This window comes from Salinivibrio sp. HTSP (assembly GCF_003390965.1).
Lineage (GTDB): Bacteria > Pseudomonadota > Gammaproteobacteria > Enterobacterales > Vibrionaceae > Salinivibrio > Salinivibrio kushneri.
Genome location: NZ_PXUD01000013.1, coordinates 122,356 through 144,475 on the forward strand (window position 1 = coordinate 122,356; position 22,120 = coordinate 144,475).

At 51.2% G+C, this 22,120-nt stretch carries 19 protein-coding genes and 3 tRNA genes; 14 read left to right on the forward strand and 8 right to left on the reverse strand.

Annotated features, from left to right (window positions below; all coding sequences use genetic code 11):
• Positions 1-2: 2 nt before the first annotated feature.
• The 10 genes from hutU (at position 3) to C7A19_RS03250 (ending at position 8,438) form a co-directional block, all read left to right on the forward strand.
• Positions 3-1,691: a urocanate hydratase gene (gene hutU, locus C7A19_RS03205; RefSeq protein WP_116644135.1), complete on the forward strand. Its 1,689-nt coding sequence runs from the start codon at positions 3-5 to the stop codon at positions 1,689-1,691.
• Positions 1,692-1,701: 10 nt separating this feature from the next.
• The gene (hutH, locus tag C7A19_RS03210) at positions 1,702-3,246 is read left to right on the forward strand and encodes a histidine ammonia-lyase (protein ID WP_116644136.1); all 1,545 of its coding nucleotides are present in this window, start codon (positions 1,702-1,704) and stop codon (positions 3,244-3,246) included.
• A 158-nt stretch (positions 3,247-3,404) separates the two neighbouring features.
• Complete coding sequence (locus C7A19_RS03215; protein ID WP_116644137.1) at positions 3,405-4,274, forward strand: fructosamine kinase family protein; 870 nt, start codon at positions 3,405-3,407, stop codon at positions 4,272-4,274.
• Between the two features lie 35 nt (positions 4,275-4,309).
• A complete protein-coding gene (hxpB, locus tag C7A19_RS03220) occupies positions 4,310-4,978 on the forward strand; it encodes a hexitol phosphatase HxpB (RefSeq protein WP_116644138.1) in 669 nt (222 codons plus the stop codon).
• A 156-nt stretch (positions 4,979-5,134) separates the two neighbouring features.
• Entirely contained in the window at positions 5,135-5,338 is a 204-nt protein-coding gene (locus C7A19_RS03225) for a CPXCG motif-containing cysteine-rich protein (protein ID WP_069362368.1), read from the forward strand.
• 161 nt (positions 5,339-5,499) lie between these two features.
• Positions 5,500-6,870, forward strand: coding sequence for an MATE family efflux transporter (locus tag C7A19_RS03230; RefSeq protein WP_077599842.1), 1,371 nt, complete (start codon positions 5,500-5,502; stop codon positions 6,868-6,870).
• A gap of 119 nt (positions 6,871-6,989) precedes the next feature.
• Entirely contained in the window at positions 6,990-7,994 is a 1,005-nt protein-coding gene (locus tag C7A19_RS03235) for a DUF3080 domain-containing protein (protein ID WP_116644139.1), read from the forward strand.
• A gap of 177 nt (positions 7,995-8,171) precedes the next feature.
• Positions 8,172-8,248: transfer RNA gene (locus tag C7A19_RS03240), tRNA-Val, on the forward strand.
• Positions 8,249-8,271: 23 nt separating this feature from the next.
• A tRNA-Val gene (locus C7A19_RS03245) sits at positions 8,272-8,348 on the forward strand.
• A gap of 13 nt (positions 8,349-8,361) precedes the next feature.
• Positions 8,362-8,438 (forward strand) — tRNA-Val (locus C7A19_RS03250).
• A gap of 173 nt (positions 8,439-8,611) precedes the next feature.
• Here C7A19_RS03250 and C7A19_RS03255 read toward each other — a convergent pair.
• The 4 genes from C7A19_RS03255 to C7A19_RS03270 all read right to left on the reverse strand — a co-directional run bounded on the left by C7A19_RS03255 (position 8,612) and on the right by C7A19_RS03270 (position 13,707).
• Positions 8,612-9,436: a Cof-type HAD-IIB family hydrolase gene (locus tag C7A19_RS03255; RefSeq protein ID WP_116644140.1), complete on the reverse strand. Its 825-nt coding sequence runs from the start codon at positions 9,434-9,436 to the stop codon at positions 8,612-8,614.
• A 67-nt stretch (positions 9,437-9,503) separates the two neighbouring features.
• Entirely contained in the window at positions 9,504-9,977 is a 474-nt protein-coding gene (locus C7A19_RS03260) for an NYN domain-containing protein (RefSeq protein WP_046073274.1), read from the reverse strand.
• 141 nt (positions 9,978-10,118) lie between these two features.
• Entirely contained in the window at positions 10,119-11,867 is a 1,749-nt protein-coding gene (locus tag C7A19_RS03265) for a formate--tetrahydrofolate ligase (RefSeq protein ID WP_116644141.1), read from the reverse strand.
• A gap of 166 nt (positions 11,868-12,033) precedes the next feature.
• Positions 12,034-13,707: a methyl-accepting chemotaxis protein gene (locus C7A19_RS03270; RefSeq protein ID WP_116644142.1), complete on the reverse strand. Its 1,674-nt coding sequence runs from the start codon at positions 13,705-13,707 to the stop codon at positions 12,034-12,036.
• A 264-nt stretch (positions 13,708-13,971) separates the two neighbouring features.
• Here C7A19_RS03270 and C7A19_RS03275 point away from each other — a divergent pair, with 264 nt between their 5' ends.
• The gene (locus C7A19_RS03275) at positions 13,972-15,312 is read left to right on the forward strand and encodes an AarF/ABC1/UbiB kinase family protein (protein WP_201264058.1); all 1,341 of its coding nucleotides are present in this window, start codon (positions 13,972-13,974) and stop codon (positions 15,310-15,312) included.
• A gap of 26 nt (positions 15,313-15,338) precedes the next feature.
• Here the strand turns inward: C7A19_RS03275 and C7A19_RS03280 are convergent, their stop codons facing one another.
• On the reverse strand, positions 15,339-16,280 hold the full coding sequence (locus C7A19_RS03280) for a Gfo/Idh/MocA family oxidoreductase (RefSeq protein WP_116644144.1): 942 nt from the start codon (positions 16,278-16,280) through the stop codon (positions 15,339-15,341).
• A gap of 100 nt (positions 16,281-16,380) precedes the next feature.
• On the opposite strand from C7A19_RS03280, the gene C7A19_RS03285 reads away from it, so the two are divergent.
• A complete protein-coding gene (locus C7A19_RS03285; RefSeq protein WP_116644145.1) occupies positions 16,381-16,713 on the forward strand; it encodes a DUF3392 domain-containing protein in 333 nt (110 codons plus the stop codon).
• Positions 16,714-16,866: 153 nt separating this feature from the next.
• Complete coding sequence (locus C7A19_RS03290; RefSeq protein WP_077607911.1) at positions 16,867-18,144, forward strand: DASH family cryptochrome; 1,278 nt, start codon at positions 16,867-16,869, stop codon at positions 18,142-18,144.
• An 18-nt stretch (positions 18,145-18,162) separates the two neighbouring features.
• Here C7A19_RS03290 and C7A19_RS03295 read toward each other — a convergent pair whose 3' ends face one another.
• From C7A19_RS03295 to C7A19_RS03305, 3 genes are all read right to left on the reverse strand, one after another.
• Positions 18,163-18,804 carry an alpha/beta fold hydrolase gene (locus C7A19_RS03295; RefSeq protein ID WP_077522146.1) on the reverse strand — a complete coding sequence of 214 codons (642 nt, stop codon included), beginning with the start codon at positions 18,802-18,804 and terminating at the stop codon, positions 18,163-18,165.
• A 183-nt stretch (positions 18,805-18,987) separates the two neighbouring features.
• A complete protein-coding gene (locus tag C7A19_RS03300; RefSeq protein ID WP_116644146.1) occupies positions 18,988-20,304 on the reverse strand; it encodes a YjiH family protein in 1,317 nt (438 codons plus the stop codon).
• A 399-nt stretch (positions 20,305-20,703) separates the two neighbouring features.
• Positions 20,704-21,546, reverse strand: coding sequence for a hypothetical protein (locus C7A19_RS03305; protein WP_077607912.1), 843 nt, complete (start codon positions 21,544-21,546; stop codon positions 20,704-20,706).
• Between the two features lie 200 nt (positions 21,547-21,746).
• Between C7A19_RS03305 and C7A19_RS03310 the strand changes: the two genes are divergently transcribed.
• Entirely contained in the window at positions 21,747-22,082 is a 336-nt protein-coding gene (locus C7A19_RS03310; RefSeq protein ID WP_069361267.1) for a DUF440 family protein, read from the forward strand.
• Positions 22,083-22,120: the final 38 nt, after the last annotated feature.

The window sequence follows — 22,120 nt, forward strand, 5'->3', positions numbered from 1 at the left end:
CCATGACGGATCCACGTTTTGATTCACGCACGGTTAAAGCCCCAACCGGGCCAGAGCTAAATACTAAAAGCTGGCTAACCGAAGCCCCCCTTCGCATGCTAATGAATAACCTACATCCAGACGTGGCCGAACACCCTAATGGCTTAGTTGTCTACGGGGGAATTGGACGGGCCGCACGCAACTGGCAATGTTTCGATAAAATTGTCGACGTGCTTAAACGTCTCGATGACGATCAAACCTTGTTGGTGCAATCCGGCAAGCCGGTGGGCGTATTCCCCACCCACAAAGATGCGCCCCGAGTGCTTATTGCCAACTCAAACTTGGTGCCGCACTGGGCCAACTGGGAACACTTCAATGAGCTAGATAAGCAAGGTTTGATGATGTATGGCCAAATGACCGCTGGGAGCTGGATTTATATCGGCTCGCAGGGCATTGTTCAAGGTACTTACGAAACCTTTGTTGCCGTCGCTAAGAAGCATTTCGATGGTGAAGCCAAGGGACGTTGGATCTTGACCGGTGGTCTGGGTGGCATGGGTGGCGCTCAGCCACTGGCAGCCACCATGGCTGGCTTTTCAATGATTGCGGTTGAGTGTGATGAAAGCCGTATCGATTATCGCTTGCGCACTGGCTATGTCGATCGCAAAGCTACCTCGCTTGACGAAGCCCTGGAGATGATTGAGCAAGCCAATCAAGCTGACAAGCCCGTTTCCATTGGGTTACTGGCCAATGCGGCTGATGTTTTCCCTGAGCTGGTGAAGCGCAATATCACCCCCGATGTGGTCACCGACCAAACCTCAGCCCACGACCCTCTCAATGGTTACTTACCGCAAGGTTGGACCATGGAGCAAGCCGCTGCTCAGCGCAAAGAAAACGAAGCAGAGGTTGTGAAAGCGGCGAAAGCGTCAATGGCCGTACAAGTAAAAGCGATGCTTGATTTGCAAACGCGCGGCGCGGCGACCTTGGATTACGGCAATAACATTCGCCAAATGGCACTCGAAGTGGGGGTTAACAATGCCTTTGATTTCCCAGGATTTGTCCCTGCCTATATTCGTCCGTTATTCTGCCAAGGAATTGGTCCGTTCCGCTGGGCGGCCCTGTCAGGCGATCCGGAAGATATCTATAAAACCGACCAAAAAGTCAAAGAGCTAATCCCGGATGACCCGCACCTGCACAACTGGCTGGATATGGCCAAAGAGCGCATTCAGTTCCAAGGCTTACCGGCTCGTATTTGTTGGGTGGGTGTCAAAGACCGTGCCCGCTTGGCTCTTGCCTTTAACGAAATGGTGAAAAATGGCGAACTCAAAGCGCCCGTGGTGATTGGCCGTGACCACTTAGACTCAGGCTCAGTCGCGAGCCCGAACCGTGAAACCGAGGGCATGCTCGATGGCTCGGACGCGGTGTCTGATTGGCCATTACTCAACGCGATGCTAAACACAGCATCAGGAGCCACCTGGGTATCTTTGCACCATGGTGGCGGTGTTGGCATGGGCTTTTCACAACACTCTGGCGTGGTGATTGTCTGTGACGGCACGGATGATGCCCACCAACGTGTGGAACGGGTGTTGCGAAACGATCCTGCGACAGGCGTCATGCGCCACGCCGATGCCGGGTACGATATTGCCATTGATTGCGCCAAAGAAGAACAACTCGATCTGCCGCTGTTGGACTTACCTAACCAACCGCTGCGCTAAGGAGAGCAAGATGTACACATTAACGCTACAACCTGGTGAGCTCACCCTAGACCAACTACGACAAGTCAGCCGAGAGCCCGTGCAACTGGCGTTTACTGACGGCATTGAAGCCACTATGAAAACCAGCACCGACACTGTCACCAACGTCCTTGAGCAAGGACGGGTGGTATACGGCATCAATACGGGCTTTGGCTTATTGGCCAATACCCGTATTGAGCTGGACGATCTGGAAACACTCCAGCGCTCGATTGTGCTGTCTCACGCAGCGGGCATTGGTGAGTTTATGGACGATGCCACCGTGCGCCTGATGATGGTGCTCAAAATTGCGAGCTTGGCGCGTGGCTATTCCGGGATCCGCTTTGAGGTCGTCAAAGCACTGGCAGAGCTGGTCAACCGCGAGGTGTATCCCTGTATTCCCAAAAAAGGTTCCGTGGGCGCTTCAGGCGACCTTGCGCCTCTCGCGCATATGAGCACGGTACTATTGGGAGAAGGCCAAGCGCGTTATAAAGGCGAAGTGATTTCTGGTGAAGCCGCGTTAAAAATCGCTGGGTTATCGCCTATTACACTGGGGCCAAAAGAAGGGCTGGCGCTACTTAATGGTACGCAGGCGTCCACGGCCTTTGCCCTCGAAGGTCTGTTCGAGGCCGAAGATCTGTACGCCGCTGCCACGGTTTGTGGTGCATTATCAGTGGAAGCAGCCCTCGGCAGCCGACGCCCCTTCGATCCACGCATTCACGCCGTACGCGGCCACCAAACCCAAATGGATGCCGCTGCCGCGTATCGCCACCTATTAAATGAGTCCAGTGAAATTGGCGATAGCCACCAAAACTGCGAAAAGGTTCAAGACCCTTACTCACTGCGCTGCCAACCACAGGTGATGGGCGCTTGCTTGCAGCAAATTCGCCAAGCCGCCGACGTGCTCATTACGGAAGCTAATGCGGTATCCGATAACCCACTGGTGTTCCCAGAAGATGGCGACATTATTTCTGGGGGTAACTTCCACGCCGAGCCCGTTGCCATGGCTGCAGACAACCTCGCATTAGCGATTGCAGAGATTGGCAGCCTATCGGAGCGTCGGATGGCGCTACTTATCGACACTAACCTCAGCAAACTCCCTGCGTTTTTGGTAAACAACGGGGGGGTTAACTCTGGATTTATGATCGCACAGGTCACTGCTGCGGCGTTAGCCAGTGAAAACAAAACCCTGGCCCACCCAGCGTCGATTGACAGCCTGCCTACCTCAGCAAACCAAGAGGATCATGTCTCCATGGCGACCTTTGCCGCTCGCCGCCTACATGATATGAGCAGCAACACACGCGGTATTTTGGCCGTTGAACTGCTTTCAGCCAGTCAAGGCATTGACTTTCGTGCCCCTCATAAAAGTTCTGAGCGCTTGGAGCAAGCCAAAGCGGAATTGCGTGGCGTGGTGCCCTTTTATGATAAAGACCGCTACTTTGCCCCGGATATCGAAAAGGCTAATGCGCTGCTTAAAACCGGCACCTATAATCGCTTAATGCCAAATAGCCTCTTGCCGAGCTTATCTTCCATCTCTTAACCGTGGCAATAAGCACCAAACCGACAGTTAAACGGCTCTTTATGAGCCGTTTTTTATTCAAACTGTCGTCATATCCACAGATATTAGGCGACATCCTAGGCTACTATATAACCAGTTACTGTTACTTCCCCCTTTACCTCGATGTAACGGAGTCGCTTATGTGGCATGCCCTGTCTGTACACCTATCCGATCAACTCGGGATTGATTTTGAGATCACCGAAAAACACGCTCTCAGTGGTGGCGACATCCATGATGCCTATTGCGTTAGCGATGGCGGCGATCAACGTTTTTTCGTCAAGGTGAACGAGCGTGCCCTACTCCCCGCCTTTGAAGCCGAAGCAGAAGGGTTACGTCAACTCGCGATGAGCGGCCATATTCGTGTGCCTCAGGTGTATTTTGTTGGTCCCGTGAAAGATAACGCTGTCTTAGTGCTCAACTATCTGCCCATCAAACCGATAGACGATACGCAGGCGTATTTGCTGGGGCAACACTTAGCGCGCCATCATCGTTGGGGGGAACAAGCAGAATACGGCTTTGATGATGATAATTACATTGGCACCACGGAGCAGAGAAACTGTTGGCACCGCAAATGGTGTCGTTTTTTTGCTGAACAACGTATTGGTTGGCAATTGCAATTGGCGGCTGAGCGCTCGCTGCATTTTGGCGACATCGATACCATTACCGAAAATGTTAAAGCCCAACTTGTCGGCCACACGCCTAAGCCCTCGTTACTGCATGGGGATCTTTGGTCGGGCAACATGGGGCTGTCGGTCAACGGCCCTGTGGTGTTTGACCCAGCTTGTTATTGGGGCGATCGTGAGGCCGATATTGCCATGACAGAGCTCTTTGGCGGTTTCCCGCAAAGCTTTTACAACGGCTATCAAGCCGAGTGGCCGTTAGATGAGGGCTATCAACAACGAAAAGATATTTATAACCTTTATCATGTGCTTAACCACGTCAACTTATTCGGCGGCCCATACCTCACGCAAGCAGAACAATTGCTGACAAAACTCGCACTCACGGTGTAGGATGCGGAGCACACAAACTGAGAATGAGGTTGGCAATGTTATCTGCCGCAATATTTGATATGGACGGCCTGTTGGTTGACTCAGAGCCGTTCTGGCAACGTGCACAAATTGACGTATTGAGCGAGCTGGGTGTTTCCATCAGTTTGCAAGACACACGTGATACCACAGGCGTTCGAATTGACGAGATAGTCAAATACTACGCACGCACTCAGCCTTGGCAGGGTCCCTCCAATGCCGACGTACAAGCGCGGATCGTCGACCGTGTGGTGGCGTTAGTGAAAGACGAAAAACCGATGATGCCGGGCGTTAAAGACGCGCTAGCAATTTGCCATCAAGCCGGACTTAAAGTGGGTTTAGCCTCGTCATCGCCCCTTACGCTTATTCATCCAACTCTCGATGCGTTAGGACTCAGTGAGCAATTTGCCATTGTCGAGTCAGCGGGCGCGCTTAAATACGGCAAGCCTCATCCAGAGGTTTATCTTAACGCCGCCAACGCCTTGGATGTGGCTCCCGAGCACTGTGTTGCCTTTGAAGATTCCTTTACCGGCCTACTTGCCGCCAAGGCGGCCTCAATGAAAACCATTGTTGTGCCCGCCGCTCACGAGTGGGAAGATCCCCGTTTCGTGATTGCCGACCAAAAGCTTGCGAGCCTTCGCGCATTTAGCGCAGATAATCTCGAATCGCTCTCGCCGTCGACGTCGTAATAGCAGCATAATGGCATTCACCGGCATTCAGGTGATATGCCATTTGTCGCGACGCAAAGCCCAGTTTATCGATCATATTCTTCCCTACGTTTATCCCCTTACCATCCTCATCTATACTGACCTTAAGTACAGAGAACCGAAAAGAGGTGTGTAACCATGGACGATATGACTGACCGGATCGTTAATTGCCCGCACTGTGGCCATCGCTTTGATATCACATTGGATCTGAGTGGTGGTAACCAAGAGTTTTATGAAGATTGCCCAAACTGTTGCAATGCCATTCATTACGATATGCAGATTGATGAATCTCATCGAACCATTAATCTGTTTATTGATGCAGACGATGAGCAAATTTTCTAGTCGTTAGGCTCGCAGCCACCGCCACTCGCTATCTTAAAATCATTGCATCGTCGCAGGTGCGAAATTGATAGTGCTTTCGCTTTCCTTTCTCTTCCACTCGCACGTATAATTGCGCGCAATCGATTCCTCCCTTCCTTTCACTTAAACATGTTGAGGCCAACGTGCAGCAATACCATGATGAAGCAAGAGCCATTGTTCGGCTGAGTGTGCCTGTTTTTATTGCCCAAATAGCGCAAACCTCTATGGGGTTTGTCGATACCGTGATGGCAGGTGGCTACAGTGCTACCGATATGGCGGCCGTGGCGGTAGCCTCAAGTATATGGATGCCCGCGATTTTATTTGGCATCGGCTTACTAATGGCGATGGTCCCCGTGATTGCCCAGCTCAACGGGGCTGGTAAAGCAAACCAGATCCCTTTTCAATTTCAGCAGGGCGTGTACATGGCACTGCTATTAAGCGTGCCGATTGGGCTCATTTTATATAAAGCTGGCTTTATTATTGACTTGATGGATGTCGAAGCGGCGCTCACGGTTAAGACCATTGGTTACTTACATGCCGTGGTTTGGGCCGTCCCGGCTTTTTTGCTTTTCCAAGCGATTCGTAACTTATGTGAAGGCATGTCACTCACAGTTCCAGCAATGGTAATAGGTTTTATCGGCCTGGCCGCTAACGTGCCGCTTAACTGGATGTTCGTCTACGGTAAGCTGGGGGCCCCAGAACTTGGCGGCGTCGGATGTGGCGTTGCCACCGCGCTAGTGTACTGGCTGATGGCAGCGCTGATGGCCGCGTATGTGATGATCAGCAAAAAGCTAAGTGGTCTACACCTATTCGCCACCCTTTACACGCCGATTATCAAAGAGCAAATCCGCTTATTTAAACTCGGCTTCCCCGTGGCGGCCTCGCTCTTCTTCGAGGTGACCTTGTTTGCGGCGATTGCGATTTTAATCGCCCCACTTGGGCCGATAACCGTGGCCGCGCATCAGGTGGCGATCAACTTCTCCACCATGATCTTTATGTTGCCGATGAGCCTTGGCGTGGCAGTCAGCATTCGTGTCGGCCACCTATTGGGCAAACGCACCACCGAAGGCGCGGCCAATTCCGCTAAAATTGGTATTTGGCTTGGTGTCAGCACGGCCGTGATCACTGCTCTACTCACCGTATGGCTACGCGATCTCATTATCGCCCTGTATTCGGATAACCCCGACGTCGCCACGCTGGCCTCATCATTGATGTTATTAGCGGCTATCTATCAGATAACCGATGCCATTCAAGTGGTCGCCGCCGGTGCCCTGCGTGGCTACAAAGACATGCGCGCGATTTTCCAACGCACCCTAATCGCCTACTGGGGGCTGGGCTTGCCTCTCGGTTATGTGCTTGGTATGACAGACTGGCTGGTGCCGGCCATGGGCGCACATGGTTTCTGGGTTGGCATTATTATCGGCCTATCTAGTGCGGCTGTATTGTTGGGTCTACGCTTACGCTGGATGCGCCAACAATCCCCCGAGTTCCAACTAGCCATGGCAGAGCGGTAAATAAATGACATAGCCCCGCCAATGCGCTTAAGCTAACACTACGCAGAGCGATCGCGGGTTAGATCGCTCGCGTAAAATGAAGCAGTGAGTCTGAAAAGGTAAAGGATAAAAACGACATCATGCGCCGAATACAAACCGCAATACTCGTCATATCGTTAGCAGCATTAGCGGGATGCCAATCAGATGATCCGGCCAAGGACATGATGGCCGACTACTATCAGCGACTTGGCAATGTGTTGGATGCGCCAACCCCCGATTTCACCGCCCCTGAGCTACCGACATTGCCACGTAAACGCGATCTGGTTCAGCCACTGGAAGAGCTGAGAATGGGCGTCCTCGACGCTTACGAGCTTCGCCAGTGTGGTTTGTTCAACCTGATCGCGGAGCGTAATTCTTCCTTAGGTAAAGTGGCCGACCGCTTTCGGCAGCTCGACTATGAGCTCCATTTTATGGATACCGCGGCGCAGTGTTTGCCGCAAGTGAAGGATCCAAGTATTCACGCTGAGCTAGAAAAGGCGCTGGCGCTTAAACGCCAGCAGCGGGAGAAAGTGATCTGGAATACCTTGATTGATAGTGATGCTTGGCGCGCGCAGCTCAGCTTGCCGGCGTTTACGCTCCCCATCGAGCTTCCAGCACACAGCAATGCGGTCAACACCATTGCGCAATTTAGCCAATTAATACCCTCAACCCAAGCGCCCACAGAGTCTGTTACAGACTGGCAAGAAAGCATCGAAAAACAGCCAATTCTAGGCGATTTGTTTGTGAGCTTGAGCTATCACACCGCTTGGCTTAACCAAACCAGTGAACTGATTGCTAACCATCAAGATAAAGTGCGTTGCGGCGGTAATTTTGATACCACCCGTTTAAAACGCCTGCAGACTGTCTTTTATAAGTTTTACGTGGGTGATGTGCAGCCATATCTGGCTCGGGTGGATGGGCTGTATCGCGATCTTGCCCCGGCGCTTTCGCGACTGGCGACATTAAACACGCCTGACACATTTAACGATTACAAAAACGCCTACTGGAAGGGAGACGCTTATCAGGCCTACAAGGCGGCGATTAAACATCATGCTGATGTCTGGCAACAATTGTTCCAGCGTTGCGATGTCAAACTCGGGCAATAACGCATCAACAATCAGCGCGTCACCGTTAAAACAGTCACTCACGCATGACAGATAGCGAAAACATCGCCATATTGACGATCAAATCGCCAAACAGTCGTTTCTACGCAAAAATATGGGCTTAAGCGCTTGCGTGACACAGATGAACTCGCTACTATTCATCCCGCTTTCAAGCACTGTGCGTCCGTAGCTCAGCTGGTTAGAGTATCGCCTTGACATGGCGGGGGTCGGTGGTTCGAGTCCACTCGGACGCACCACTTTGCTTGAAACGAAAAATTATGCGTCTGTAACTCAGTTGGTTAGAGTGTCACCTTGACATGGTGGAAGTCGGTGGTTCGAGTCCACTCAGACGCACCAAATTTTGAAATTCGCGTCCGTAGCTCAGTTGGTTAGAGTACCGCCTTGACATGGCGGGGGTCGGCAGTTCGAGTCTGCCCGGACGCACCATTTCCAGAAGTCTGCTTTTAAGCAGGCTTTTTTGTTTTGCGCGAATACCGCTATCGGCTCATTAAAGCCAGATAGGCTCACGCCAAAACGCTCTACAAATACGCCATCAATACCATGAAATAAAAAACGAGGCAGGCACAAACACCCACCCCATTTGTTCATGCTTGTTCGTTTTACGCTACGGCGCTATCGGCCGCTAACACAAACTTTTCAATCGCTTTGGCCACACCGTGCTCATCATTGCTCTCGGTAATGTAATCCGCGATTTGCTTGGTTGCTTCCATGGCATTCGCCATCGCAATGCCAAGGCCGGCGTATTCCAACATTGCGTGATCATTTTCAGCATCGCCCATGCAAATCACTTCATCGAGTTGAATACCTAGATGCGCTGCAATGGCGGCCACCCCCGCCCCTTTATTGCTCGCAGGGTTTAAAAACTCGAGGAAGAAAGGCGCACTTTGCACGACCGTAAATTCCTCGCGTAGCGCGGATGGTAACGCACTGATCACTTCGTTTAACTTGCTTGGCTCTGCCACCATCAACACTTTGATAATCGGATGATCATCGCTTAGGGTCTCGAAATCCATCACGGTAATATCTAGGCCGTTGATCTTGCCCTCAATCTCGGTATACGGATTCTGTGCCGGGGTAATCAAACCATGTTCAGTACTAAACGCGTGCACGTAGGCCCCCAATGCTTCAGCATGTCGAGCCAGCGCTTTGGCGGCTTTGCCGTCTAGCCCTTTTTGCAAGATCACCTCATCGGTCCCCACGTTTTTCACCATCGAGCCATTGTAATAAAGCACAAAGTCTTTATCTGAATGGATACCCAACTCATCCAGCTTAGGCTGCATGCCTTCAAGCGGACGGCCAGACGCTAATACCACAGTCACGCCTTTCTCACGCGCACGGGCAATAGCTTGCTTATTCTCAGCAGATATTGCTTTCTCGCTGTTTAACAAGGTGCCGTCCATATCTAGGGCGATTAATTTGTACATCGTTTACTCACTTCAACATCAACATAAAATCAGAAATTGTCCCAGAACCGCAAACTAAACGCCGTGCCTACAACAACATATCGTCTTCAATCGCAATAAAGCGATCGACACTGTTCACCAAGGAATTAGCCGTTAGGGAAGGCACACCAAGCACGATCGCTTCAGTGTGATAGCGCGCGCGGATTTTGTTCATCAGCAAGTCAAAATCTCCGTCGCCAGATAACAGCACCACGGTATCGACCTCGGGCGCGGTTTCCATCACATCAATAGCAATCCCCACATCCCAATCGCCTTTGGTACTGCCATCGGCGCGTTGAATATAAGGTTTGAGCTTGACGGTAAAGCCAATGTGGCGCAGGGCATCTTGAAATTTGATTTGCTGATCGTCATCGCGGCGAATGGCGTAGGCATACGCAGTTACCACCTCCCCCATGTCATTGAGGGTTTGCCACAACTGACGATAGTTAAACTGACGCCCGTAGGCTTGGCGTGTGGTGTAGTAGATATTTTGAACGTCGACAAAAACCGCGATTTTTTTCAAGTCAGGCTCACAGTCGGTGGGAGAATTGAAGCCAGAGAGGATACCACATCACGCGACCTTGAAGACAATCACAAGCGTGGCCGCGTCTAGCAAAAACAAAAAAGCCGCTGACAACAGCGGCTCTCACGAGGGTTAGTATCATTAACTCAATCCAACAATATTCCCCTCATCATCGAGGTCAAGGTTCATAAACGCTGGTTTTTCCGGTAGGCCGGGCATAGTCATCACGTTGCCGCATAAGGCATAGGCAAATCCAGCCCCCGCGCATAATTTCAACTCGCGGATTGGTACATCAAAGCCTTTGGGAGCGCCTTTTATCGCACCATCGGTTGAAATTGATAGCGGTGTTTTCGCCAAACAGACCGCCAAACCGTCATACCCTTGCGCTTTAAATTGTCGCAGTTGCTGTTTGGCGGTCTCACTTAACGTCACACTTCCCGCGCCATAACCGACTTCCGCAACCGCCATTAGTTTTTCTTCCAAGCTTTGATGAGCACGATACAAGGGCGAGAATGATGCATCGGTTTCACATTGCGCGACCACTTGTTCCGCCAGTTCACGCGTACCCTCACCACCTTGGGCAAAGCCTTCACTGATCGCTACCCGCACCTTGTTGGGCAGTGCTTCAATCATCGCCTTGAGTGTCTCAAGCTCAGCATCGCTATCTTGCGGGAAACGGTTAATTGCGACCACTGCCGGTACACCATATTGATTCACATTGTTGATGTGCCATTTTAGGTTTTCAAACCCTGCCACCAATGCTTCATGATCATCCGCAAAAAGTGATTTTGGTAATGGCTGCCCAGGCAAAAAGTTATAGTGCGTTGAGTTGGCTTTAAGGCCACGTAATGTCGCCACAATCACCGCGCAGTCTGGTGCTTTACCCGATGCTTGCGCTTTGATGTTGCAGGCTTTTTCAAACCCCATGTCCGAGCCAAAGCCACCTTCGGTGACGGTATAGTCCCCCAGCTTAAGGGCAATGTTATCGGCGATAATCGACGAATTGCCATGGGCAATATTGGCAAATGGACCGGCGTGAACCAGTGTCGGCACGCCTTCTAGGGTTTGCATCAAAGTGGGTTCAATCGCTTCTTTCATACTCACCGCCATCGCGCCAGCTACTTGTAAATCCTCGGTGGTGATCGGCTCACCAGTATGGCTATAAGCCAACACTATGCGGCCGATGCGCTGACGCAAATCGCGAAGATCGCTCGCCAACGCCAAAATCGCCATTAGCTCAGAGGCGGCCGAGATATCAAACCCGCCCTCACGCTCGTAGCCGTTGATGGTTTTGCCAGGCTCGTTTTTCCCCACAGTCACCATACGCAAAGCGCGATCGTTGTGATCCATCACCCGCTTCCATACAACGCGACTTGGGTCGATTTTTAACGCTTTTAAGCCACTACGCGCCTCAAAATCGTCATAGCCTAGGCGTTGCTCGTGATAGATTCGCGCATCAATAGCCGCAGCAGCCAAGTTGTGCGCCGCGGTCACCGCATGAATATCTCCCGTTAAGTGGAGGTTGAGCTCCTCCATTGGAGCCACTTGCGAATAACCACCGCCAGCTGCGCCACCTTTCACGCCAAATACGGGCCCCATCGAAGGCTGACGAATACACGCTGTCACAGAATGATTCAGCTTCGCCAAGCCTTGCGCAAGACCAATGGTGGTGACGGTTTTGCCTTCACCCAAGGGCGTGGGAGTGATGGCGGTGACCAGAACCAACTTTCCCGTTCGGTTGGAGGCAAGACGCTTTACGCAATCGAGAGAAACTTTGGCTTTATAGCTACCTTGCGTTTTAAACTCTGAGTCAAGGAGGCCAGCTTGCTTGGCAATGGTAGATATGGGGGCGAGTGTGGTATTACGACAAATCTCGGCATCAGGCAGCATGAAACCCTCTCAGCAGCGCACAATATGTTCAAAGCAAACGTTTGCGTGAGCATAATATCGCTAAAATACCTATTGTAAAGCGAAAGGACGCTTGCCGTAAGCGTCCTTTAACGTTTTTATCATGCCTCGCGCCTATGCTTGCGCGTGGGACCGAGTTAAGCGTGATTTACGCGACTTTAAATTGCCCGACCAAGGTATCGAGATCTTGGCCAAGCGAACTCAGCTCTTCCGCCGCATGTGACGACGTCTCGCTCGCGTTTAGTAAGCTGGTGACAATGTCCCGTATTGATATGAGGTTACGATGAATATCTTCGGTGACCGTGGTTTGCTCTGATGCTGCGCTGGCAATTTGCGAGGTCATATCGTTCACTTGCGAAAACGCCGCACTCACCGAGGTGATTCGCTCGCCAATTTCTGATGAGATCGTTGCCATGTTTTGGCACTCTTGATCGCTGTCGGCTATGGTTTTGACCGCACTATCCACATGCACATGCAGGCCATCGAGCATGTCACGGATCTCATGAGTGCTGCTTTGGGTGCGACTGGCCAAGGTGCGCACTTCATCAGCCACTACCGCAAAGCCTCTCCCCTGCTCACCCGCACGGGCCGCTTCAATCGCCGCATTCAGCGCCAGTAGATTGGTTTGCTCGGCAATCTCACCAATCACAGACAACACCGAGGTGATCTTGTCCGACTGGGCTTTAAGCTGGTCCACCTGCCCGCTCGACTCACCCATTTTCGCTACCAACCGCTCAACCGACGAGATAGATTCATGCACTTGGGTTTGTGCATTCTGGGCGTCTTGGGTGGCAGACGTAGCGGCATCAGCAACCTGAGTAGTGTTCTGTGCCACTTCCTGCGCAGCAGAGCTCATTTCTGTTACCGCGGTGACCACTTGCTCGGTCTCGTCATCATGGGTTTGTAGTTTTTGCGCTACCGCAGATGTTTGCTGAGCCATATCACTGGCGGTGCTGTTTACTTGTGCCGTCACTTGCGCCACACGCTGAATAGTCTGCTGCAGTTTCTCTACAAAACGATTAAACGCATGGCCAAGTTGCGCGATCTCATCATGGCCTTGCACATGCAAGCGCTGAGTGAGATCCCCCTCGCCACTGGCAATATCATTAAGCTTATCGAGCATGTTTTTCACCGGCTCGCCAATACGCTGCGCAAACCAACTCACTAATAAGCCGGTAATCACCACCGTGCCTAGCCCGAGCAAGGTTAAACGGATAATTTGCGCATTCAAGGTTTGCTCTGCGTCGGTGCGATAGGCAGCGACCTCTTGCTCAATGTCATCGGTGTAGGCACCTGTGCCTAACAGCCACTGACCATTATTCACCATTACCGCGTAGCCGATTTTATCAATCAGCGCATCGGTACCCGGCTTATCAAACATAAAATTAAAGTAGCCATCGCCACGTTGTGCGGCCTCAAGCAGGCCCTGAATGACCTTGTTGCCTTTCGGATCGGTAAAATCAATCAGGTTTTTCCCTTCAAGCGCGGGCTTAACAGGATGAAACACATTGATCCCCTGTTTGTTGTAAATAAAAAAGTAACCCGCGTCACCAAACTGTACATCTGTGAGCGCTGTTTTCACCTCGGCCAAGCGAGCATCACTGGTGCCTGGGTTAATACGCTTAACGATGTTTTCCGCCACCTGAGTGACTTCTTTTAGTTGCTTTTTACGCTCGTTAACCAGCTTGTCCCGAAACGTAGCAATATTTTCCTCTATTAATGCCTGTTCGTTATAGGCCGTTACCGCACTCATAATCAGCATCGAGGCGATCAGTGGCACGATGGCAAGTAGCAGTATCTTCGTTTTAAACATCAGCTTCATTGGCAATCACCCTGCAGACTAACTTTGTAAGCAAATGCTACTACTTAACTAGACATACAAAAATATAAACTGCTGTTTTATTTGATCTAAACGCAAATTCACCCCCGGGGCTGTGACCCGGGTTGGAATGTCATGTAAATGGAAAGGTCTTTGTCATATCCTGGTGTGGGTTTGGCTCTTTAACTCGCGTCTGCGTGAGAGCGAGCAACTCGTCTCACCAAACCATTCTGCTATTTACCCCGTACTCTTAGGGGGATTCAGGAGGTGGCTATGAAAAATCGTAAAGTGCCGCATGGTAAGTTTTCTCGCTTTGGTGCGCTGGCTTCGTTGGCGGGGCGGGTGGCGTCGAATGTGGCGTGGGAAGGTACCAAACAGTTTGCCCAAGGCAATCGGCCGAGTCGTAAGGATTTGGTGATGTCGCCGGCCAATATTGCCCATGTGGCAGATAAACTGGCAGATTTGCGTGGGGCGGCGATGAAGGTTGGTCAGTTGCTTTCGATGGATGCAGGAGATCTGATCCCGCCAGAGCTTAGTGATTTGCTCGCCCGCTTACGTAGTAACGCCACGCCCATGCCTCCGGCGCAGCTTAAAGCAGTACTTAATGAAGAGCTGGGCGATAATTGGCAGGCTGAGTTCACTCATTTTCGTTTCTCACCCATCGCGTCAGCATCGATTGGCCAAGTGCACGAGGCCTATACCGATGCCGGTGAAAAAGTGGCGGTAAAGGTACAGTACCCGCGCATCAAAGACAGCATTGATAGCGATGTGGATAATGTAATCACCTTATTGCGCCTCAGTGGCCTGATCCCCAAAGAAGCCAACTATCAAGCCTTACTCGATGAAGCCAAGCAGCAGCTGCATGACGAAGCCGATTACCGCAAAGAAGCACAAGCACTGACACGGTTTGGCGACCATTTGAAAAATGCCAACGGTTTAATGGTGCCAAGAGTGCACTCAGCCCTTACCTCTGATCGCGTTCTCACCATGAGCTATATGGCAGGAGAACCGATTGAGCGGCTCAACAACGCCTCAGAGACAATTCGTCATCGTGTGATCAGTCGCTTATTCCAGTTGCTGTTTGAGGAAGTCTTTGTATTCGGTGAAGTACAAACCGACCCCAACTTTGCCAATTATTTGTATCAGCCTGACACCGGGCGTGTGGTGTTGCTCGATTTTGGCGCCACCCGTCAGTATGCCCCGACCTTTACCGATGGCTATCGCAAGCTATTTTTAGCGGCGATTGAAAAAGACAACGTGGGTATTGAGGCGGCACTGACCCAAATTGGCTTTTTTGCCGAGCACATCTTGCCGGAGCAAAAAGCCAGCGTGCTGGAGCTTGTGAACACGGCGTGTGAGCCGATCGCAACGGATGCGCCATTTAATTTTGGCGACGCCGATTTAGCGACCCGTTTACGTAACCGAGGGATGGCGCTGAGCATGGAGCAAGGCTATTGGCACACGCCGCCGGCGGATGCGCTGTTTTTACACCGTAAAATTGCCGGGTTGTATTTGCTGGCGGCCAAGTTAAACGTGAGCTTTAATGTCCGCCAGTTGTTATTGCCCTATTTAATCCACTCGCATACGGATAATCCGGTCGAAGCGTAAGCAGCCACAGCGTGCTGCGCGTGGGACTAAGGGCTATCGCGCAGCGCTTCACAATAGGCGACCAAATCTTCCGCGGCCCAGTGGCTCGCCACATTACGAGCGGTGAGAGTAGCATCAACCCGCCCTTCGCTAACCACCTCAAACCAATGGCTGAGCATCGCGGCAAAACCTTTGCTCGCTTGCATACCCGTCCAATCTGGCAAGGTAAGCTGTGTGGTGACGTTGTCTTGCATGCGCGCACCGCGGGTAAAGCCATCAAAGAAATAGCACTCGTTACGATAGGCCGCGGCAATGGTTTCTTTGTTGACCCCGTACTGGCGGTTCATGCTGGCCTCAAACAAGCTATTGTCGCGGTGCCAACGCACATCTAAACGCCCGAGCAAGCCCTCGCTAAATTGCGCAAATACATCCAAGTCATCAATATTGATGTCACCATGAACATTGATACTGTCGAGCGGATGAATGAAATCATCAAAAACAAAACGACGTGGCGCATCGGGCAGCGCATGACGGTGTTTCTCCCAACGCAACGATAAAAGCGGTGTGCCCAGCTCATCTTCAGGGCGCTGGCCATTAAGGTGGGTGTTGAGCAAAGGCAAATAACGCCGGTTAAACCCGGCAAATAAGGGGGTTTGTTGTTGCTCTGCCAAGTTGAATAAGGATTCAACCTCCGCGCCTGATGGAGCAACGGGTTTATCGACAAACACTGGCACGCCTGCTTGTAAGCAGGTACGAATCAAGGCCGCATGCGAGTCGGTCGCGCTGTGGATCATCACCCCATCCACCCCTAAGGCTAAGCACTCGTGGATATCACTTGCGGTCTCACTCACACGATATTGCGTGGCCAGCGCCGCCCGTTTCGCGCTATCACGGCTGCACAATACCCACTCCAGCCCCGGCCAGTTGGCCATCAATGGCAGGTAGGCTTTTTGTGCGATGTCCCCTAACCCGATCGATGCGATCTTCATGCCTTCTCCTTACATCGTGCGTTCCCGCGGGCCAAGTCCGCGCTGGAAGTCGCCAGCAGAAATCAGTAACCTAGCCGCATTCTACACAGTGTAAATCGTTATGAATATTTTAATCTCTTGGTTTTCTCAGGCGGGCGCATGGTTAACACCCTGGCTCAGTGATATTGCAGTGGCGATTGTCGCGTCACTGTTGGTGGTTTTTGGCAATGATATCAACCGGACGCTACGCCGTTTACTGACCGGCCATCATTTTATCGTGCGTACACTCGTTTTTGTGGCGATCAATGCCTTTGGTTACGGTGCTTTTATTATCGCCGTCTCCCCTTGGTTGGCACGACAAATGCGCGGATTGCCTGATCATTGGCTTTTTGCCGGCTTGGTCGCGACCTTTATTTTTATTGGTATGTGGGCACAACGGCAGCGACAAATCTAACGCCTAGCCACTACACTCACCCACAACCGTTGAGTTACGAATGTGAGCGAGAGGCTTTGCTACGTCCGATGTCGATGAATTGTCCGCCAACGAGACACATCAAGCAATCCGGCGACGGCCTCTTGGCGTATTGGTGAGAAAAAGGAGAGATGTATGCAACGCGGATTAATGTGGTTTCGCCACGACCTTCGAATACATGATAACCCTGCACTCGCCAATTTAGCCTCGAGCTGCGATCAACTGACCTGCGTGTTTGTGATTGATCCAAATTGGTATCGCGCGGATCACTTTCAAAGCAAGCACCTCGGAGCTCCACGAGAAGCGTTTTTGTGGCAAAGCTTAACCGAGCTGCATCGCGCGCTGGATGCGATGGGACAAAAGCTGATCATTCGCACCGGCAAGCCGCTCGAGGTGGTGGCGAATTTGTGTATGGATCACGCGTTTGATCTTATTGGCGTGACGGACCACCCAGGCACGCGCGAGCGTCATCAGGTTGATATGCTGGTCGAGCGCTTTCCACAGCGAGTGGTCGTCTCGGATGCTCACACCTTGTTTACCCAGCACCAACTGCCTTTTGATTTACCGGATATCCCTGCCACGTTTACCCAATTCCGTAAAGCGGTGGAAAAACGGGGGCTCAAGCCGCGCCTACCGCTGCCGGTGCCTGAGTCGTTGCCTGCCCCCATCACAGCGATTAAGTCCGACCCCGCGCCCCTGTCTGATCGCCGGATTGCGCCGTATCAAGGTGGTGAAATCGCCGGACGTGCGCAGCTCAATCATTACCTTTGGGATACTCATCGCATTCAGCGTTATAAAGAAACGCGAAATGGCTTGGATGGTTGGGATTTTTCGTCACGCTTATCGGCCTGGCTCGCTAACGGCAGTTTGTCCGTGCGCTGGGTCGCTGCAGAGCTCGATCGCTATGAGCGCAATGTCGAGAAGAACGAGTCCACCTATTGGCTATATTTCGAGCTATTGTGGCGCGAGTATTTCCAATGGATGCTGTATCACTACGGTGCCCGTTTTTTTGCATTTAAAGGCGTGGCTAACAAACGGCCACTTACGACCTTTTATGCCGAAGCCTTTATGGCGTGGCGTGAAGGCACTACGCCTTTTCCTATCGTCAATGCGGCGATGCGCCAACTTAAGCAAACGGGTTGGCTCTCTAATCGCAGTCGACAATTGGTCGCCAGCTGCTTAATCCATGAATTAGGCGTTGATTGGCGCTATGGCGCGGCGTACTTCGAACAACAACTGATTGATTTTGATGTAGCGGCTAATTATGGCAATTGGCAATACTTAGCAGGCGTTGGTGCCGATCCGCGTGGCAGCCGCCGATTTAATCTCGATAAACAAGCCAAACAGTATGATCCCGATGGCACATTTGTTAAGACTTGGGTGGGAGAACACGTCTCATCCGAACTAAAGTGAGCTTATAAAATCACCACTTTAGCCCTCGGCGGCTGGCACAGCCGCCGACGTATATTGAGCGACTAACTGAATCACACGATCACTGACCCGGCGAGAAAATAGGAGGGCAATGTGCGTCACCGGGTACACATCGTGACTGATCATGCCCTCGATTTTGGTCTCTTCAACCAGCACAGTGCCATCGCAAACTTGGTCTTTTAATAACAATCCAGCGGGTCCCCACGGGCAATCGCCGGCAAGGCTATGTAATGGCGGAAGGTTTTGCCAGGGTTTGACCTTGTCAGGGATAAGCATCTCTTCGCTGCGTTGAAACAACCAGCCGCCCCACCCCAGATCGCCAAAGATACGTGCCAACTTCGCGCCTTGATGCGGTGTACCCAAGGTGATCACGGCACGAATGTCGAGAGGTGGTCTATCGTTCTGCTCTGTGTGCTGTTCCAAGTAACGGCGAATAATGAGTCCGCCCATCGAGTGACCAACCAAGATCGCGGGCTGGTCGCCAATAAAAGCATTTATCTTAGCGGTGATATCATCCAGATCCGGATTAAGCGTATTATAAGAAACATTCAGTACCTGATGCCCTTGTTTTTCCAAGCGCTCGCACAGCGGAATTAAAAATACGCCATGCATGTATAGCCCATGAAGAGTCACTATTTTCATCCCGCCTCCCATTCGCCGCTGCGTTCAGCATACCAAGGTATGCCCCTTGCTGCCCATAGGGGGTTGATACGACAGAGAGCTTGCATCACAACAACGAGGACGCGTTAACAAAAAACGCCCCACAAACAGTGAGGCGTTGATGATGTATTGGGACGCGCATGGCGGCTTATGCGTGATGCCTAATTAGAAAATCAGGTGCGCAATCCCCGCGATGACAGGCAGTGTGACCAGCGTACGTAAAATAAAGATCACGAACAGCTCCCACAGCTTGACTGGGATTTTGCTGCCCAGCAACAAAGCACCCACTTCCGATATGTAAATCAGCTGGGTCACCGATACCGTAGCAATCACAAAACGGGTCATTTCACTGTCGATTTCAGCGGCTAAGATGGCCGGGATAAACATGTCTGCAAAACCAATCATCATGGTCTCAGACGCTTTCACCGCATCAGGGATATGCAGCAGTTCAAGCAATGGTACAAACGGCGCTCCTAGGATGCTGAACACATCGGTGTATTCGGCGACCATCAACGCGGCAGTACCAATCGCCATCACAACCGGCAATACACCGAGAACCATATCGACGGCGTTTTGTACGCCCTCTTTTAGCACACTGCTTACCGAGCGAATTTTCTCGGCACGTGTCAGTGCACAGTGCAGTCCATAACTCAACGTATTGTGACCAGCCGGTAAGACTTCATCATTGGTTTCACGCTCAGCGTTATCGATAAGCGCATCTTTTTTCCAGCTCAGAGGCGGTAGACGAGGTACGATAATCGCCGCGGCAATCCCCGCTAGACAGACAGTGAGATAGAACCAGGCAAACATGTGCATCAAGTCGACTTGGGCTATCACCACCAAACTAAAGCTGATTGAAACCGCAGAGAACGTCGTACCAACCACTGCTGCTTCACGCTGGGTGTAAAAACCTTGCTCATATTGTTTACTGGTCATCAAGATACCGACACTGCCATCGCCTAGCCAAGACGCGGCACAATCAACCGCAGAACGCCCTGGTAAACCGAATAATGGGCGCATTACCTTGGTGAAAATCGCGCCAAGCAGTTCAAGCATACCGAAACTGGTCAATAGCGGCAGTAATAGGCCAGCAAAGATAAACACAGACAACAAGGTAGGCAGCAGCTCATTGAGCACAAAGGCCCCCGTTGTTTCTCCCATGATGACCGGCGAGCCCAAGCCATAAAACGCCATCACGATAAAGGCAGCCCCGAAAACACGGGTGACAAGCCAAACTGGTGAGACGTTAAACAAGCCATTAAGAAAGCCATTTCGCATGATAACGGCAGGTTTGGTCAGCGTAACCAACACTGAAACAACGGCACTCAACACCACTAAGGCAGTGACGACCGCTGTTGCACTGTTACCTAGTAAGTCCAAGACACTGCTCGCCATCACCGCAATCGGAATAGTGACACTGTCACCGAAACTGACGGGCGTCATAAAAAGGAACAACCCCAATAGTGATGGGATTGCGAACATCAGAATGTTTCTCATCGAAGGTGACTTCGTAGAGAGAGTGTCAGTTTTTTGCATACGTCTGAATCCTGAATTTATATTTATCTCACCGCGAGTATCAGCGCCTTTGCTGATTAATTATTCACTCACCGTGACTAACTGACATGCAGATTATCGAATCATGCACAGGATGTAAATAACTATTTAGTCATAAATACTGAATAAATACACCCCAAAAGCAGATTGCACATGCCTAATGGTGGTTTTATAGTTCAACAAACCATCTTTTGTGAAAAGTTTGTTACGTCGTTTTATTGACCAAGATCAGATTCTGTTACTCACTTGTAGGGAATGAGGCGGGTTGGCTCACAGAATACGCTTAATGCTCAAGCGTCCAACGCCCGCATCGTTGCCAAACGCTCGTTAACCAATTTTAAAGTCAATGCGCGCGTATTCTTTGATCAACCAATCGCCAAAGTCATTGAGGAGAGTCATGACAGCACGTTTTTTTACCGGTTTACGCTCTAGCAGGATAAAAAGTCGCTCAATCGCCATTTTTTTATCCGGGTAGTGTTTGATAAAGGCATCCGCACACTCGTTGAGTGATTCACTCCAATACGCTTCTTTATGAAGTACCAAACCAAATGCACCGCGTATCAGGGTATCCGCAATCGATTGAGCCGTATTGAGCTGGGTATTCCATGTGGTGGCGGCAGTGATTTTTTGTTTGGCACGCGCGAGTTTGTCAGAGATATCTGGATTCATCGCCTTCGCCACTTCCCAGCTGGCTTCAAATAAACCAAAACTGGCCGACAAGTCTTGGCCATAGAGGCAAATGGCTCTGTGCTTAAAAAAGAATCCCCAGTGAAAGATTTGTGAGAGATCTCTAACATGTGACACGGTCACGATATCGATATGACAATCACTGATCACCTTGCTATGGCTGGTTTTTAATCGCCAGAGCAAGGTGTTTAATGCGTTCGATTGATCAAGCGTCAAGGCGTGTTGGCACACCACCGTCAGCGATAGCACACTTTCATTCACCACGGCCCGCCGCCAAACAATATCTCCACTCACATAGACGCTGTGAAGCCGCTTGCCGAGCAAGCCACGGAGTTGCTTCACCGCTTTAATCATCACGGGGATAAATTCAGATTGGAACGGGGCGCGCCGGTCGGGCTCCGGTAAATAGGCGTTTCTGGGTTGCAACTGAGTCACGACTTTCACACAGGTTTGGGTACGCGCGCTATTGTTGGTCATCTGCATAAACAAATCAACGCTCTAACTGTGGGTCTGCTTTTATTTTAGCCAGAGGTTGTCGATTTCACCATGGACACTGACGGTTGGGAGGAGGAATGCGTATACGCTCTAGGTACGTCTTTGTAAAAGGCAACCGATACGGCGCGGCTGAGATACCCCTTACAGCATGATATAGTGCGCATACATACAGACAATGAGAGCTTACCATGACGCAAGAGAATCAACTCAGCTTGGAGACCGTGTTAGAGATCGCGTTCGAGATTTTTGCCGAAACGGCCCCAGACAACTTGGAGTTCGACGATTTAATGCTCTATGAGTCCCGTTTTGAAGAAGAAGGGGGCGCTGTGGTGGTTGAGGTCAATAGTGATTGGCCAGAGCATGTGGGCGCCGATGTTGACTTGTCTCAGTGTGCCGAGGTGCAAATGGGTTTAGCTGGCGCTGAGGTGTTAGATGAAGTCTTTGTGCGTATGCTCATCAGCCGAGATCCCGATAATAAATTCTGTCATTTATTGTGGAAGCGCAGCCCAACACAGCTCCACTAGCCCTGCCCTACAGGATAACGGCAGCGGTAGGTGCTGCC